The organism is Pseudomonas sp. (assembly GCF_035497915.1).
Taxonomy (GTDB): domain Bacteria; phylum Pseudomonadota; class Gammaproteobacteria; order Pseudomonadales; family Pseudomonadaceae; genus Serpens.
In genome coordinates this window covers 35,127-50,356 of sequence record NZ_DATJCS010000004.1, presented here as the reverse complement: position 1 = coordinate 50,356, position 15,230 = coordinate 35,127, and the positions used below count along the sequence as shown (strand labels likewise).

16 protein-coding genes and 1 pseudogene are annotated in these 15,230 nt (G+C 64.2%); 4 read left to right on the top strand and 13 right to left on the bottom strand.

The window, feature by feature from the left end:
* Window positions 1-202: 202 nt before the first annotated feature.
* A complete protein-coding gene (gene acnB / locus VL129_RS01095) occupies window positions 203-2,812 on the bottom strand; it encodes a bifunctional aconitate hydratase 2/2-methylisocitrate dehydratase (protein ID WP_325409184.1) in 2,610 nt (869 codons plus the stop codon).
* Window positions 2,813-3,186: 374 nt separating this feature from the next.
* On the opposite strand from acnB, the gene VL129_RS01090 reads away from it, so the two are divergent.
* Window positions 3,187-3,636: a DUF1289 domain-containing protein gene (locus VL129_RS01090; protein ID WP_325409182.1), complete on the top strand. Its 450-nt coding sequence runs from the start codon at window positions 3,187-3,189 to the stop codon at window positions 3,634-3,636.
* A gap of 5 nt (window positions 3,637-3,641) precedes the next feature.
* Here VL129_RS01090 and VL129_RS01085 read toward each other — a convergent pair whose 3' ends face one another.
* The gene (locus VL129_RS01085; RefSeq protein ID WP_325409180.1) at window positions 3,642-4,505 is read right to left on the bottom strand and encodes a universal stress protein; all 864 of its coding nucleotides are present in this window, start codon (window positions 4,503-4,505) and stop codon (window positions 3,642-3,644) included.
* Window positions 4,506-4,721: 216 nt separating this feature from the next.
* Between VL129_RS01085 and VL129_RS01080 the strand changes: the two genes are divergently transcribed.
* The gene (locus tag VL129_RS01080; RefSeq protein WP_325409178.1) at window positions 4,722-5,330 is read left to right on the top strand and encodes a MiaE family protein; all 609 of its coding nucleotides are present in this window, start codon (window positions 4,722-4,724) and stop codon (window positions 5,328-5,330) included.
* Between the two features lie 11 nt (window positions 5,331-5,341).
* Here VL129_RS01080 and lpxH read toward each other — a convergent pair whose 3' ends face one another.
* The gene (lpxH, locus tag VL129_RS01075) at window positions 5,342-6,067 is read right to left on the bottom strand and encodes a UDP-2,3-diacylglucosamine diphosphatase (RefSeq protein ID WP_325409176.1); all 726 of its coding nucleotides are present in this window, start codon (window positions 6,065-6,067) and stop codon (window positions 5,342-5,344) included.
* Window positions 6,064-6,558, bottom strand: a complete 495-nt coding sequence (locus VL129_RS01070) for a peptidylprolyl isomerase (RefSeq protein WP_325409174.1) — start codon at window positions 6,556-6,558, stop codon at window positions 6,064-6,066. The genes lpxH and VL129_RS01070 overlap by 4 nt, the downstream gene beginning before the upstream one ends.
* A 120-nt stretch (window positions 6,559-6,678) precedes the next feature.
* Between VL129_RS01070 and VL129_RS01065 the strand changes: the two genes are divergently transcribed.
* Window positions 6,679-8,346: a glutamine--tRNA ligase/YqeY domain fusion protein gene (locus tag VL129_RS01065; protein ID WP_325409172.1), complete on the top strand. Its 1,668-nt coding sequence runs from the start codon at window positions 6,679-6,681 to the stop codon at window positions 8,344-8,346.
* Window position 8,347: 1 nt separating this feature from the next.
* A complete protein-coding gene (gene cysS, locus VL129_RS01060) occupies window positions 8,348-9,733 on the top strand; it encodes a cysteine--tRNA ligase (protein WP_325409170.1) in 1,386 nt (461 codons plus the stop codon).
* Between the two features lie 41 nt (window positions 9,734-9,774).
* On the opposite strand, the gene VL129_RS01055 is transcribed toward cysS, so the two are convergent.
* The 9 genes and pseudogenes from VL129_RS01055 to VL129_RS01015 all read right to left on the bottom strand — a co-directional run bounded on the left by VL129_RS01055 (window position 9,775) and on the right by VL129_RS01015 (window position 15,184).
* Window positions 9,775-10,539 carry an alpha/beta hydrolase family protein gene (locus VL129_RS01055; protein ID WP_325409168.1) on the bottom strand — a complete coding sequence of 255 codons (765 nt, stop codon included), beginning with the start codon at window positions 10,537-10,539 and terminating at the stop codon, window positions 9,775-9,777.
* A 95-nt stretch (window positions 10,540-10,634) separates the two neighbouring features.
* Entirely contained in the window at window positions 10,635-10,922 is a 288-nt protein-coding gene (locus tag VL129_RS17075; RefSeq protein WP_414705101.1) for a MarR family winged helix-turn-helix transcriptional regulator, read from the bottom strand.
* A 466-nt stretch (window positions 10,923-11,388) separates the two neighbouring features.
* A complete protein-coding gene (locus tag VL129_RS01045) occupies window positions 11,389-12,564 on the bottom strand; it encodes an Arm DNA-binding domain-containing protein (RefSeq protein ID WP_325409164.1) in 1,176 nt (391 codons plus the stop codon).
* Between the two features lie 245 nt (window positions 12,565-12,809).
* Window positions 12,810-13,019: pseudogene (locus VL129_RS01040) on the bottom strand (hypothetical protein); the annotation flags it as partial.
* 23 nt (window positions 13,020-13,042) lie between these two features.
* The gene (locus tag VL129_RS01035; RefSeq protein ID WP_039605915.1) at window positions 13,043-13,234 is read right to left on the bottom strand and encodes a hypothetical protein; all 192 of its coding nucleotides are present in this window, start codon (window positions 13,232-13,234) and stop codon (window positions 13,043-13,045) included.
* On the bottom strand, window positions 13,227-13,424 hold the full coding sequence (locus VL129_RS01030; RefSeq protein ID WP_139182042.1) for a hypothetical protein: 198 nt from the start codon (window positions 13,422-13,424) through the stop codon (window positions 13,227-13,229). Before VL129_RS01030 ends, VL129_RS01035 begins: the two co-directional genes overlap by 8 nt.
* 2 nt (window positions 13,425-13,426) lie before the next feature.
* Window positions 13,427-13,681: a hypothetical protein gene (locus tag VL129_RS01025; RefSeq protein WP_325409161.1), complete on the bottom strand. Its 255-nt coding sequence runs from the start codon at window positions 13,679-13,681 to the stop codon at window positions 13,427-13,429.
* Between the two features lie 74 nt (window positions 13,682-13,755).
* Window positions 13,756-14,667, bottom strand: coding sequence for a hypothetical protein (locus VL129_RS01020; RefSeq protein WP_325409159.1), 912 nt, complete (start codon window positions 14,665-14,667; stop codon window positions 13,756-13,758).
* Window positions 14,668-14,845: 178 nt separating this feature from the next.
* Window positions 14,846-15,184 (bottom strand): DUF7673 family protein, encoded by a 339-nt coding sequence (locus VL129_RS01015; protein WP_325409157.1) that lies wholly within the window; start codon window positions 15,182-15,184, stop codon window positions 14,846-14,848.
* Window positions 15,185-15,230 lie beyond the last annotated feature (46 nt).

Below are 15,230 nucleotides of genomic sequence, written 5' to 3'. Positions count from 1 at the left end.
GCTTTGGCGGGGCTTTTTCATGCCTGTGCGTCAGGGGTTTATTTCTTGCAGCCAAAAGATCGCGACTGAAGTCGCTCCTACAGGTTCGGCGGAAAACCGCTTTTGTGGGAGCGGCTTTAGCCGCGATGCGATGCTTCGTTTGCTCTGCAAACAAAAGGGCCCGTGTCTTGCGACACGGGCCCTTTGTATTACCGGCTAAGGCTTAGGCCTGAACGACCGGGATCTTCGCGTTGGCCGCGGCTTCGCGGAACTCGGCGATCTGGTCGAAGCTCAGGTAGCGGTAGACGTCGGCAGCCATGCTGTCGATGTCCTTCGCGTAGGCCATGTATTCCTCGACGGTCGGCAGCTTGCCGAGAATCGAAGCGACCGCCGCCAGTTCGGCGGAGGCCAGGAATACGTCGGTGGCGTCGCCCAGACGGTTCGGGAAGTTACGGGTCGAGGTGGAGACCACGGTCGAACCGGTCTGTACGCGAGCCTGGTTACCCATGCACAGCGAGCAGCCCGGCATTTCCATGCGCGCGCCAGCCTTGCCGTAGATGCCGTAGTAGCCTTCTTCGGTCAGCTGGTGTGCGTCCATCTTGGTCGGCGGAGCCAGCCACAGACGGGTCGGAATGCCACCCTTGACCTTGTCCAGCAGCTTGCCGGCGGCGCGGAAGTGACCGATGTTGGTCATGCAGGAACCGATGAACACTTCATCGATCTTGCGGCCTTGAACGGTGGACAGCAGGCGAGCGTCGTCCGGGTCGTTCGGGGCGCACAGGACCGGCTCCTTGATCTCGGCCAGATCGATTTCGATCACGGCGGCGTACTCGGCGTCCTTGTCGGCTTCCAGCAGTTGCGGCTTGGCCAGCCAGGCTTCCATCGCCTGGGCGCGACGCTCCAGGGTGCGGGCATCGCCGTAGCCTTCGCCGATCATCCAGCGCAGCAGGGTGATGTTGGACTTCAGGTACTCGGCGATCGAGTCTTCCGGCAGCTTGATGGTGCAACCGGCAGCCGAACGCTCGGCGGAGGCGTCGGACAGTTCGAAGGCTTGCTCGACGGTCAGACCGGTCAGGCCTTCGATTTCCAGGATGCGGCCGGAGAAGATGTTCTTCTTGCCCTTCTTCTCGACAGTCAGCAGGCCAGCCTGAATGGCGTAGTAGGGGATGGCATGCACCAGGTCACGCAGGGTGATACCGGGCTGCATCTTGCCCTTGAAGCGCACCAGCACGGATTCCGGCATGTCCAGCGGCATGACGCCGGTGGCGGCGGCGAAGGCCACCAGGCCGGAACCGGCCGGGAAGGAGATGCCGATCGGGAAGCGGGTGTGGGAGTCGCCACCGGTGCCGACGGTGTCGGGCAGCAGCATGCGGTTCAGCCAGCTGTGGATGATGCCGTCACCCGGACGCAGGGACACACCGCCACGGTTCATGATGAAGTCCGGCAGGGTGTGGTGGGTGTTGACGTCGATGGGCTTCGGATAGGCGGCGGTGTGGCAGAAGGACTGCATCACCAGGTCGGCGGAGAAGCCCAGGCAAGCCAGGTCCTTCAGCTCGTCGCGGGTCATCGGGCCGGTGGTGTCCTGGGAGCCGACGGTGGTCATCTTCGGTTCGCAGTAGGTGCCCGGACGCACGCCCTGGCCTTCCGGCAGACCGCAGGCACGGCCGACCATCTTCTGGGCGAGGGTGAAGCCCTTGCCGCTGTCAGCCGGCGCTTCCGGCTTCTTGAACAGGGTGGACGGAGCCAGACCCAGCTCGGCGCGGGCCTTCTCGGTCAGGCCACGGCCGATGATCAGCGGGATACGGCCGCCGGCGCGGACTTCGTCCAGCAGCACGTCGGTCTTCAGCTGGAAGCTGGTGACCAGCTCGTTGCTGTCGTGACGACGCACTTCACCCTTGTACGGGTACACGTCGATGACGTCGCCCATGGCCAGGTTGGTGCAGTCGAATTCGATCGGCAGGGCGCCGGCGTCTTCCATGGTGTTGTAGAAGATCGGGGCGATCTTGGTGCCGAAGCAGAAACCACCGGCGCGCTTGTTCGGCACGTTCGGGATGTCGTCACCGAAGAACCACAGCACGGAGTTGGTGGCGGACTTGCGCGAAGAACCGGTACCGACCACGTCGCCGACGTAGGCAACCGGGAAGCCCTTGGCCTTCAGCGCTTCCATCTGCTTGATGGGGCCGACCGAGCCGGGAACGTCCGGGTTGATGCCGTCGCGGGCCATCTTCAGCATGGCCAGAGCGTGCAGCGGGATGTCCGGGCGCGACCAGGCATCCGGAGCCGGGGACAGGTCGTCGGTGTTGGTTTCGCCGGTGACCTTGAACACGGAGAGGGTGATCTTCTCAGCCAGTGCCGGGCGGTTCTGGAACCATTCGCCTTCGGCCCAGGACTGCAGCACGGCCTTGGCGGCGGCGTTGCCCTTCTTGGCGCGCTCGGCGACATCGTGGAAGGCGTCGAACATCAGCAGGGTGTGCTTCAGCTGTTCGGCGGTCACGTTGGCCAGCTCGGCATCGTCCAGCAGCTCGACCAGGGTGGCGATGTTGTAGCCGCCCTGCATGGTGCCCAGCAGTTCAACCGCGCGCTGCTTGCTGATCAGCGGGGACTTGGCTTCGCCCTTGGCGACGGCGGACAGGAAACCGGCCTTGACGTAGGCGGCTTCGTCGACGCCTGCGGGAACGCGGTTGGTGATCAGGTCAACCAGAAAGGCTTCTTCGCCAGCCGGCGGGTTCTTCAGCAGCTCGACCAGGCCTGCGGTTTGTTCGGCGTTCAGCGGCTGAGGCACGACGCCTTGGGCGGCGCGCTCTGCTACGTGTTTGCGGTAGGCTTCAAGCACAGTTATTACCTCATCAGTGGTCCCATGGGCCGGGACACTCATCCCGGGAACCTCGAGCCTGCACTCCACCGCTTTATGGGCGGTTTCGCCGGGGCTGCGAGATTTCCCCTCAAGAAGCTGCTTTCAAAGTTTGACGCCAAGGGGGACGGAGCGGGGATGCCACTGCGATGAAGCTTTCTCGTCCCGCTCGGATCGACTGTGCTCGTGACGCTTTGAAAACAGCTTCCGGCGGTTGGTGATGCCAAAAACGGCGCGCTGATTCTACTGGAAAGTCGCCGTGAAAGTAAGTCGCGCAGCCACTACAAGCCGGGGTGACCCGGCTTAGACAAAGGGCTAAGATGCCCGCCCCGCAAGCCGCAAATCCTGCCCGTCGCATGTCCGATTTCCCGTTGCCCACCCCCTGTGTCGGACGCTGCTCCACGGTGTTCGGTGATCTGGTGTGCCGGGGTTGCAAGCGCTTCCTGCATGAGATCGTCGACTGGAACGGCTATGACGAGGCGCGCAAGGCGCAGGTCTGGTTGAGGCTGGAGCGGCTGCTGGTGCAGGTCATGGAGGACAAGCTGGCGATTGTGGATACGCAGTTGCTGCGTCACCAGTTGGAGCGGCGGCAGATTCGCTTTGTGCCGCACTTGTCGCCCTATTGCTGGGCCTATCAGCTGTTGGCCCATGGCGCCCGGCACATTCGCCGCCTGGATGCATACGGGCTGGCGCTGCGGCCGGCATTGGTCGAGTGGACGCTGCCGGCCGTACGCGATGCGATCGATGTGGAATTCTTCGCGCTATCCGAGGCCTGCTACCGGCGGGAAACCGGTAGTCAGGCCTGAGTTCTTCAGCGCTGCAGCAGGGTTTCCAGGTGCTGGATGATGTCTTCCGGCTTGAGGATCAGCACGTCGCTTTCCAGGGAGTCCAGCACCACTTCGGCGGTGTTGCCCATCAGCGCTCCGGCCAGGCCGGTACGGGCCACGGTGCCGATCACGGTGACAGCCGCGTTGAGCTGGTGAGCGGTCTTGGGAATCAGCACGTCGGCCGGGCCTTCCTGGATATGCAGCCGGTTGTCGTCGATTTCGTACTCGTCCTGGAACCTGCGGCAGGCCTCACGGTAGCGCCGTTCGATGGTTTCCTTGAGCTGGAAGGTCGGATCCGCCGCCGACAGCATGGGGGAGGGGTGGGCGCTCAACACATGCAATTCGCCCTGGCACAGGTGGGCGATGTCGCTGGCATGGCTGACGATGCCGGTGTGCAAGGTCTGGTGTTCGCTGTCGGAGTTGCCGACATCCACTGCGGCGAGGATGGCGCGGCCGGTCCAGGGTTCGTCGCTCTTGACCATCAGCACCGGACAGGGGCAGTAGCGCAGCAGCTTCCAGTCTTCCGGGGTGAGAAAGGCCTTTTTCAGCAGGCTGTCGCGGCGGTGCTGCTTGATGACCAGGGTGCAGCCTTCGCTCTGTTGCGCGGCGATCACCGTCTGGTGCGGGCTTTCCTGCCAGGCTTGCTGCGCCGAGCAGGAGAAGCCCTCCGCGGCCAGCTCCTCGGCCAGTCCGTCCAGCAGCGCGCTGTGGTCCTGGTTGGCTTCGGCACACACGAGCAGATGCAAGTGCGATTGGGTGACACCGGCAATCAGCCGGGCACGTTTCAGCGCGAGCTGTTCCGGAAGATCGGGCTGGATGACGACCAGAATGCTGCGGATCGCTTGCATATGTGTGCTCCTTTCGATGTGCCTGGCTGAACTGTAGCCGCCCCCTGGTGCGTCGCGGATGACCTGAGTCAAGCGCGGGCGCTGGCTGGGCGGGCATGCGGCCGTATAATGCCGCGTTTTCGTGTTCGAGCCGAGCCGCATGTCACCGAATCGATTCCTGGCCCCTGCTTTTCCAGCCCCGCACAACGTCTTGCGCCTGCTGAGCGGGAGGTCGCTATGAACCTGCCGGAAATCCATGACTTTCTGGGTTGCCGTACGCCGGACGCCTGGGTGGCGGTGGCGCTGCGACATCAGGACATCCTGCTGATCGATCACAAGAACTGCGAGTTCAAGGCCGCTTCGACCGCGCTGAGCCTGATCGCCAAGTACAACCAGCGCCTGGATCTGGTCAACTACATGTCCCGGCTGGCCCGCGAGGAGCTGGTTCACCATGAGCAGGTGCTGCGCATCCTCAAGAAGCGCAAGATCGACGTGCGTCCGCTGTCGGCTAGCCGTTATGCCTCCGGGCTGCGCGCCGGTGTGCGCACCTCCGAGCCGCACAAGCTGATCGACACCCTGGTGGTCGGCGCCTACATCGAGGCGCGCAGCTGCGAGCGTTTCGAGGCGCTGGTGCCGCACCTGGACGAGGAACTGGCCAAGTTCTATGCCGGGCTGCTGGCATCCGAATCACGGCACTACCAGAACTATCTGAAGTTCGCCTATCTGTTCGGCGACCAAGCGGACGTGGATCGCTCGGTCGAGCGCTTCCGTGAGCTGGAACGGGAACTGATCGAAAGCCCCGACGCGGAGTTCCGCTTTCACAGCGGCGTGCCCGCGCAAGGGTGAGCTTGCGGGTGTTACGCCTCCAGCGGGAAGGGTGTCTGCACCAGGCCGTGGTCGTCGATCTGCAGGGCCCAGCCCTGCTTGTCCCAGTCACCCAGCACGATGCGTTGAAGGCTCTGCCCATTGACCGAGAGTGAATGCACGTCGGGGCGATGGGTATGCCCATGGATCAGCGTGTGCACCCGGTGCTCGCGCATGACCCGCTCCACTTCCGCGGGTGTCACGTCGGTGATCTCGGCGGCTTTCATGCGGGTCTGCGCGCGGCTTTCATTGCGTAGTTTGCGCGCCAGTTGCCGGCGCTTGCCCAGCGGCAGGTGACGCAGGATGAACAGCACCAGCGGGTTGCGCAGGATGCGGCGCATGCGCATGTAGGCCTCGTCGGCGGTGCACAGGCTGTCGCCGTGCATCAGCAGCACGCGTTCGCCTTCCAGCGCGACGACGCTGGGGTCCTTGAGCAGCGTGCAGCCGGCCTCGCGGCAGAACGCCCGGCCGATCAGGAAGTCGCGGTTGCCATGCATCAGGAAGACATGCGTGCCGGTCTCGCTCAGTTGCCGCAGGGCGGCGGCGATCTGGTGCTGGAAGGGCGTCATGCCGTCGTCGCCGATCCACACCTCGAAGAAGTCGCCGAGGATGTACAGCGCATCGGCCCGCACCGCGCGTTCCTGCAGAAAACGCAGAAACGCCCGGGTGATGTCCGGGCGTTCCTCTTCAAGATGCAGATCGGAGATCAGCAGGATCATTCGATGACTTCGGCACGCTCGATGATTACGTCGTCAGCCGGCACGTCCTGGTGGCCGCCGCGCATGGTGGTCGGCACGCCCTTGATCTTGTTGACCACGTCCATGCCTTCGACCACTTCGCCGAACACCGTGTAGCCCCAGCCCTGTACGGTCGGGGCAGTGTGGTCGAGAAAGTCGTTGTCCTTCACGTTGATGAAGAACTGCGCGGACGCCGAGTGCGGTTCCATGGTGCGCGCCATGGCAATGGTGCCGGCCTTGTTGGAGAGGCCGTTGTTGGCTTCGTTCTTGATCGGGGCGCGAGTGGTCTTCTGCTTCATGCCGGGCTCGAAGCCGCCGCCCTGGATCATGAAGTTGCTGATCACACGGTGGAAGATGGTGTTGTCGTAGTGGCCGTCCTTCACGTACTGGATGAAATTGGCCACGGTTTCCGGCGCCTTGTCGGCGAACAGTTGCAGGGTGATGACGCCGTGATTGGTATGCAGCTTGATCATGACAAGGGCTCTCTGTTGCGGGGGAGTAAGGTCTGTCGGCTGTATGTCAGCTCGGCTATGATACGGCGTTTATTTTGCTCGGCCTACCCGGGGCCGTGCAGCAGTCAGTCCAAGGATCCCATGAGCAAGCCCGAGATTCCCGCCGCCGCGAATTTTCTCCGTCCCATCGTTCAGGCCGACCTGGACAGCGGCAAGCACAGCACGATCGTGACCCGCTTCCCGCCGGAGCCCAATGGTTACCTGCATATCGGCCATGCCAAGTCGATCTGTCTGAATTTCGGCCTGGCGCAGGAGTTCGGCGGCCAGTGCAATCTGCGCTTCGACGACACCAACCCGGCCAAGGAAGACCAGGAATACATCGATGCGATCAAGGAAGACGTGCGCTGGCTGGGCTTCCAGTGGGCCGGCGAGGAGCATTACGCCTCGGACTACTTCGAGCAGCTGCATGACTGGGCGATTCATCTGATCAAGGCCGGCAAGGCCTATGTGTGCGACCTGTCCCCCGACGAGGCCCGGGAATACCGAGGCAACCTGACCGAGCCGGGCAGGAACAGCCCGTTCCGCGATCGCTCGGTGGAGGAGAACCTCGATCTGTTCGGGCGCATGAAGGCCGGTGAATTCGCGGATGGCGCCCGCGCGCTGCGCGCGAAGATCGATATGGCCTCGCCGAACATGAACCTGCGCGATCCGATCCTCTATCGCATCCGTCATGCCCACCACCACCAGACCGGTGACAAGTGGTGCATCTACCCGAGCTACGACTTCACCCACGGCCAGTCGGACGCCATCGAGGGCATCACCCATTCGATCTGCACCCTGGAGTTCGAGGATCACCGCCCGCTCTACGAGTGGTTCCTGGACAACCTGCCGGTGCCGGCCAAGCCGCGCCAGTACGAATTCGCGCGCCTGAACCTGAACTACACCATCACCAGCAAGCGCAAGCTCAAGCAACTGGTCGATGAAGGCCACGTGAATGGCTGGGACGACCCGCGCATGTCCACGCTGTCCGGCTTCCGCCGCCGTGGCTACACCCCGGCCTCGATCCGCAACTTCTGCGACATGATCGGCGTCAACCGCGCCGGCGGCCTGGTGGACATCGGCATGCTGGAATTCGCCATTCGCGAAGACTTGGACGCCAACGCCGCGCGCGCCATGTGTGTGCTCAAGCCGCTGAAGGTCGTGATTACCAACTACCCGGAAGGCCAGGTCGAAAACCTGGAACTGCCGCGCCATCCCAAACTGGACATGGGCATGCGCGTGCTGCCGTTCTCCCGCGAGATCTACATCGACGCCAGCGATTTCGAGGAAGTGCCGCCGGCCGGCTACAAGCGCCTGATCCCGGGCGGTGAGGTGCGTCTGCGTGGCAGCTACGTGATCCGTGCCGACGAGGCGATCAAGGATGCCGAGGGCAACATCATCGAGCTGCGTTGTAGCTACGACGAGAACACCCTGGGCAAGAACCCCGAAGGCCGCAAGGTCAAGGGCGTGATTCACTGGGTGCCGGCCGCCGAGAGCGTGGAGTGCGAGGTGCGCCTGTACGACCGCCTGTTCCGCTCGGCCAATCCGGAGAAAACCGAGGAGGGCGGCAGCTTCCTGGACAACATCAATCCGGAGTCGCTGGTGGTGCTCAAGGGCTGCCGCGCCGAGCCGTCGCTGGCCAGTGCCGTGGCGGAGGAGCGTTTCCAGTTCGAGCGCGAAGGCTACTTCTGCGTGGATCGCCGAGACTCCACTCCGGATGCGCCGGTCTTCAACCGCACCGTGACGCTGCGCGATTCCTGGGGAGCCTGATATGGCGCTGTCGATCTACAACACCCTGAGCAAGACCAAGGAGCCATTCAAGCCGCTGGTCGACAATCAGGTGCGCATGTACGTGTGCGGCATGACCGTGTACGACTTCTGCCATATCGGTCATGCACGGGTAATGGTGGCGTTTGATGTGGTCAGTCGCTGGCTGCGGCATCGCGGCTATGACGTGACCTATGTGCGCAACATTACCGATATCGACGACAAGATCATCCGCCGTGCCAACGAGAACGGCGAGCCGTTCGAGACACTGGTCGAGCGTATGATCGCCGCGATGCACGAGGATGAGGCGCGCCTGTGTGTGCTGCGCCCGGATATCGAGCCGCGGGCGACTCGGCACATCGACGGCATGTTCCGGATGATCCAGACGCTGATCGACAAGGGCTATGCCTACGCGCCGGGCAACGGCGACGTGTACTACCGGGTCGGCAAGTTCGAGGGTTACGGCAAACTGTCGCGCCGCAAGATCGAAGACCTGAAGATCGGTGCGCGCATCGAAGTGGACGAGGCCAAGGAAGACCCGTTGGATTTCGTGCTGTGGAAGGGCGCCAAGCCCGGCGAGCCGAGCTGGCAGTCGCCCTGGGGCGCTGGGCGTCCCGGTTGGCACATCGAGTGTTCGGTGATGTCCACCTGCTGCCTGGGTGAAACCTTCGACATCCACGGTGGTGGTCCCGACCTGGTGTTCCCGCACCATGAAAACGAGATCGCGCAGAGCGAGGCGGCCACCGGCAAGCCCTACGCCAATGCCTGGATGCATGCCGGTGCGGTGCGCGTGGATGGCGAGAAGATGTCCAAGAGCCTGGGCAATTTCTTCACCATTCGCGAGGTGCTGGAAAAGTACTCCCCGGAAGTGGTGCGCTACCTGTTGGTGTCTAGCCACTACCGCAGCCCGATCAACTATTCCGAGGACAGTCTGCGCGAGGCCAAGGGCGCGCTGGAGCGCTTCTATAACGGCCTGAAAGGGTTGCCCGAGGCGGCGGTTCACGGTGGCGAGGCCTTCGAGGAGCGCTTTGTCGCGGCCATGGATGACGACTTCAATACCCCGGAAGCCTGTGCGGTGTTGTTCGAGATGGTTCGTGAGGTCAACCGTCTGCGCGAGATCGATGTGCAGGCCGCAGCGGGTCTGGCTGCACGTCTCAAGGCTCTGGCCGGTTTGCTTGGCGTTCTGCAACTGGAGCCGGACGCCTTTTTGCAGGCCGGCGCTGAAGGAAAGGTGGATGCCGCGGAAGTGGAGGCGCTGATCGCCGCTCGCCTGCAGGCTCGCGTCGAGAAGAACTGGGCCGAGTCCGACCGGATTCGCGATCAGCTCACCGCCATGGGCGTGGTGCTGGAGGATGGCAAGGGCGGGACGACCTGGCGTTTGGTCGACTAGTGCGTTCCAGGCAGGCCGCTCGCCCGAGCGGCCTGCCTGCTTCAGGCGGCCTGCAGCGCCTGTTGAATGATCGGCCAGACTTTGTGCCGTGAACTGCGGAACATGTCGATGTGGCCGATGGTTTTATAGCCGAACGCCTTGGGATCCAGTCGAATCACTTCGCTCTGCGCATTCGGGTAGAGACGCAACAGATCAGTCACGTTTGCGGGTGTGGCAATCCAGTCGTCCAGCGCATGCACCAGGGTAATCGGGGCGCGGAACTCCGCGTGGTAATCCTGATCGATGGTGTTTCCTATCCCATTCAGCACGTAACCCGGGCGGTTGCACCAGTCGCGCCACTGCAGGGCAACCCTGCGGGGAAGGTCCTCGCCCAGGCCGATGGATTTGGTGCGCGCATACCTGAACAGATGCACGCTGATCGGCAGATAGGCCTTCATCACCAGGGTGGCTATCAGCCGTTTCGGGGCAGGCATGCCACCGAAGTAGCCGGTCGACCCGGCAACGCTGACGACGCGGGCGATTTTCCGGTGATTGGGCAGTAGGCCCATCATCTGGCCGCCGGCGCTGTGTCCGATCATCAGTGCCTGGGGATGTCCGGTTTTCTCCAGCAGCCAGTCGAGCGCGGCGACCTGGTCCAGTTCACCCCACTGCTGCAACGAAACCTCGCAATCGCGCAGGTCACCTTCCAGTGACTGGCCAATGCCGCGATAGTCGAAGACCAGCACGTCATACCCCTGGCTGGCCAGCCAGGCGCAGAACTTGAAGTAAAAGGTCTGCGGAACAGCTGTTGCCGGGCAGATCAGCACGCACGCGCGACTCCCGTGCCGGGGAGCCTCGAAAAAGGTGCCCTTGAGGCAATAGCCGTCGGCGCATGTGATTACTATGGACTCCATGTCATACCTCACGATTGTGTTGGCGGGACGAGACGATCGTGAACCTGTTGCAGCCAGCGTTCGACGATTTCCAGTTCGTCTCGGGAGAAACCTTCCTGAAGCAAGCCGTTGATGGATTTCACCTGTGCCTTCAGGGTGGGAAGCTGCTCTCGCCCGCCGTCGGTAAGCCAGACACGCTGAGCTCTACCGTCCTCGGAGCAGGGGCGGCGTACCACCAGCCCGGACTTCTGCATGCGGTCAATCAGTCCGGAAACGGCCGAGGGAGCCAGATCCAGTTGCTGGGCAAGGCGGCCCATCAACGAACCATCCTCTCGCTCCAGCAGGAAGAGCACGCCGCCTTGCGCGGAGCTGAGGCCGTTTCCGTGCAGGGCGATGCATTGTTGCAGGCGTCGTTGGCAGCTGTTCAGTAGGTAGATAAAGCGGGGTTGTCGTTTCATGTCGGCAAAAGATTTATTTCGTGTGCGAAATAAATAGCAAGCGAAAAGCGGATGCGCAAGCCTCGAGGCGGATAATCGGAGCATTATCGTTGGAGGGGATGGGCTTTAGCGGGCAGCGGAAGGTGGGGATGAGGAAGGATGGTGCGGACGGAGAGACTCGAACCCTCCGCGTTGCGCTCCTAACATATTGATTTATAAGGATATTTTTCAAATCTTCCGCCGCTGGGAACGAATATGGGAACAGCGCCTGCCCGGGCGGTGCCGAGCGGGCATGAAAAAGGCGGCCAGACCGGGTGGTCGTGGCCGCCTTGTGAGCAGGGCAGGGCTACAGCTGCAGCGCATGTTCCAGGATGCCGGCGAAGTCCGGACCGTCCTCGCTGATCCACTTGCCGTAGTGCTTGCGGATCATGTCCGTGGACGTGTGGCCCATCTGGTCCGCGATCCACTCCAGCGGCACCGCGCCGGTGCTGAGCGACTGGCTGGCGAACGTATGCCGGCAGTTGTTCGGGCCGCGATAGCGCACGCCAGCGGCCTTGAGATGCGGCCGCCACCAGCCCTTGAGCAACATGTCCGAGCTGGTGTGCGCCGCGCCGGTGCTGCTGTTGTGAAACACGAACCGCAGCTGCCGCACCCGCACCGTCTTGTTGTCGCGCTCGGTCACCGGTACCGCCACCGGCGGCAGGTCGCGGGTGTACGGCGCCTGCGCCTGCAGCGCCTCCCGCGCCGGGCGCAGCAGCTTCACCTCGCGAACGGAGCGACGCGTCTTGGTGGCCTTGTAGTGCCCGCGCACCTGCGAGCGCTGCAGGCGCACGATGCCCGCCTCCAGGTCCACCACGTCCTCCCAGGCCAGCGCAATCGCCTCGGAGACCCGAGGCCCCGCCCAGATCATGAACTGCGCCAGGTTGCGCTCCTGCTCGCGCTCGGTCGGTGTGCCCAGGATCGCCGCGATCTCGCGCCGGTCAAATGGATCGGGATCGTCCGGGTCCGGCAGCAGCACCCGTAGCCCCTCGGTGGGGTCGTGCGCCACGCGGTTGCGCATCCGGTACAGCAAGAAGATTTGCCGCAGCAGCCCTACGATCTCCCGCACCGTCTTGTTGTGCAGCACCGGCATCAGCTCGGTCTGAACCCACACCTGCAGGTCCAGGTGGTCGATGCGATCCGCCTGGAATGCGCCCCAGCGCGGCCGGATATACCGCTCGGCGCGGCCCTTGTAGACGCGGAAACCCGAGGGGGCCAGCTCGTTGCGCTTGATGCCCAGCCACAGGTCGATGTAATGCCCCAAGGTGTTGGAGGTGACCCGGGGCGAATCGGGGAAATGCCGCGCGTAGCTGAACGTGCCGTGCCGGATCTCATGGTTGATCAGACCCACCAGCCGCTCGGCATGGGCCAGATTCTCCGGCGTTGCCGCGCCGGGAACGGGCTCGCGGCACAGCTCGCCCTGGTAGCGGAAGTACACGCGGACGGAGTTGCCGCGCACTTCGACGCCTTCGTATTTGCTCATGGAAACAGCCCGAAAAAGAAGGGTGGGGCAGTCTATGCCCCACGAGAAAAGGCGCCCCGAGGGGCGCCCTAGAACCAGTCGGCACGCTTTCTAGCGCCGCCTCACAGACACATCGGCGCCTGGCCGCTGCCCTCGAACTCCAGATCCACCCGCTCCCACGTGGACTGCGGTTCACGCATTGCCCGCTGCCAGCCGGCCTCGGCCTGGCCGAGCTTCGCCTCCTCGTCCGCGGTCAGCTGCAGCGGTGCCGAGCGATCGGCGCGGCGCAGCATGGCCAGGGCGTTGAGAAAGGCGCGGTGGTCGCTCGGCGTGCTGCTGGTGAACACCGGGCCACGGCCGGGCTTGGTGAAACGCAGGTGGCCACCTCGGGTCAGGCTGATTTGCCAGGCGTGGTCGGTGGCGTAGATCAGCAATTCCCAGACCCCTTTCCCACAGCGGCGGGAGAGGGAGGCCATTTCCACGGGCTTGTGATGGCTGGTCATTGCAGGCACCCCCGCACCAGTTGCCAGTCGGCATCGCTGATCGCGCCCAGAGCCCGGGCCATTTCGGCCAGGGCCTGCACGCGGGCGCGCTGCTCCGGGGTACGCTGGATGCGGTGCTGACACAGCGCGGCGCCCAGCAGGGCGGTGGCGCGAGCGGCCGCAGGGATTGCAGCGTGCTGATTAACCACGGCGAGCCTCCTTGTTCAGGCGGCGCACCGCTTCCTGCTCGGCCATGATCGCCGCCCAGGTGGCGTCCTTGCGCTTCTGGCGCAGCTTGCTGCAGCGGGCATGCTTGCCGGTCGAACGGGCGTTGCCGCAGATGTCGCAGATATAGGGCAGGTCCAGCCGCTTGCTGGCCATCGGGGGACGGGTGCGCATGTTCATACCACCACCCCCGGATGCACGAACAGCGACTGCTCCTTGCCCAGCAGGTCCGGCTGTTCCTGGAGCATTGCCGCGTCCAGCCCGAGCTTGGCGCAAACCGCCTCGGCGGCCTGGCGGGCGCCGATGGTGTTGCTGGCCGAGCATTTGCGGCCGACTGCCCTGGCCACGTAGGTGCCGGTGGTGAACCGAGCGATGATTTCCACGGTGCCGGCTGTGTTAGCCTTGGCGCCGCTTACCTTGGGTTGATTCATGGTGTTTCTCCTTGGGTAGGTTCGGCGTCGGGGAGTTGCCGCTCCCCGCGCCACTTCTCTCGAACGCCTGCCGATTACGCGACCACGTAGCCGGCGGGCGTTTTTCGTATGGCCCCGCGCTCAAGCGCGAGACCGAATGCCGCCACCGCGCGGCTGTTGCCGATGCGCAGCGCCTTGGCGAAATCGCGGGTGCCGTAGCGGGTGCCCGGTTCCAGCTTCCCGACGATGGCCAGCAGCTCGCCCAGCAGGGCGTTTTCGCCGTGCTCGCCGTTGCCTTCCTCGACCTGCTCCGGCAGCTCGGGAGCACGCCCAGAGGCGCGCAGCGAGGCCAGAATCAGCGCGGGAACGATCTCCAGCGCCGCCGCAAAACCCAGGCAGAGCAGGATTGCCTGCAGTGCCGTCAGGCTGGCCGCCTTGCCCGGCTGCGAGCGCAGCGCGGTCAGCTCCTGGGAGCTGGCCTCCAGCCGTGCCCGTGCCTGTTCCCGCTGCTCGTCCAGCCGGCGCATTTCCGAGGACTGCAGCGCCCGTGCCGGGCTGGCCATGCCGCGTTCGCGTAGGGCATCAGCCTGTTCCAGGACGGAGCGGGCCTCGGCATCCAGCGCGGCTATGCGGGCCTGATCGTCACGGCGCGCGACCTCGATGTCGGTGATGCGCTGCTCCTGGATCGCCTGATGCTGGGCGCGACCGGCGAGCATCGAGGACATCACCAGGTCATAAGTGGCCCAGCCGGAAACGCCGCCCAGAACCAGCGCGCAGCCCATCAGCAGCACTGCGATCACATACCGGCCGAGTCTGAGCATCGACAGAGCCAGCGGCCACGCGAGGTACTTGAACACGTCCAGGAACACCGCAGCCCATGCGAACAGGCCGGCGCGCCGGGGATCGTCGATCAGCGCGAACATGGCCATGCCGACGGACACGATCGTCACGCCGGCCAGCGCAACGGCCAGCACCATCCACAGGACGCGTTGGGTAGGGGAGTGCATGGTGGCCACCTCAGCGCGCGAACAGCATCAGCAGATCGGGCACGTAGTTGGCGGCTGCCACCAGTCCACCCAGGCCGAGGCCCTGGGCGATCCAGCCGGAAAAGCGGTTCAGTAATCGGTTCATGGTGTTTCTCCTTGGGTAGGTCGGCCCCGGAGTTGCCGCTCCAGGGCGTGACGGTCAGTGGTAGCGCTTGCGCAGCTGGTCCCACACGGCCCAGCCGCCCTTGATGAACTCGTGCACCTCGCGCTCGCAGAGGCGGTCCAGCTGCAGCACGGCCAGGCAGTCGGCGTACAGCTCGCTGTCCAATCCGCGCAGCTCGGTAAGGTCGAAGGGGTAAGCGCAGCCGTTCCACAGGCCGAGCAGGAAGCGACCGATCACGCGGCTCTGGCCGGTGTCGTCCAGACCGACCGGGATCAGTCGCTGCAGGGCTTGCAGGCCGTCCTTGCGGCGCTTGGGGCGGTCGCCCTGTTCGACGAACAGCTTGTCGAAGGCTTCCTGGAGTTTCGGATTCAACATGGTGCTTCTCCTTGGGTAGTTGGGCCGGGCGTTGCCGCGCCCGGGG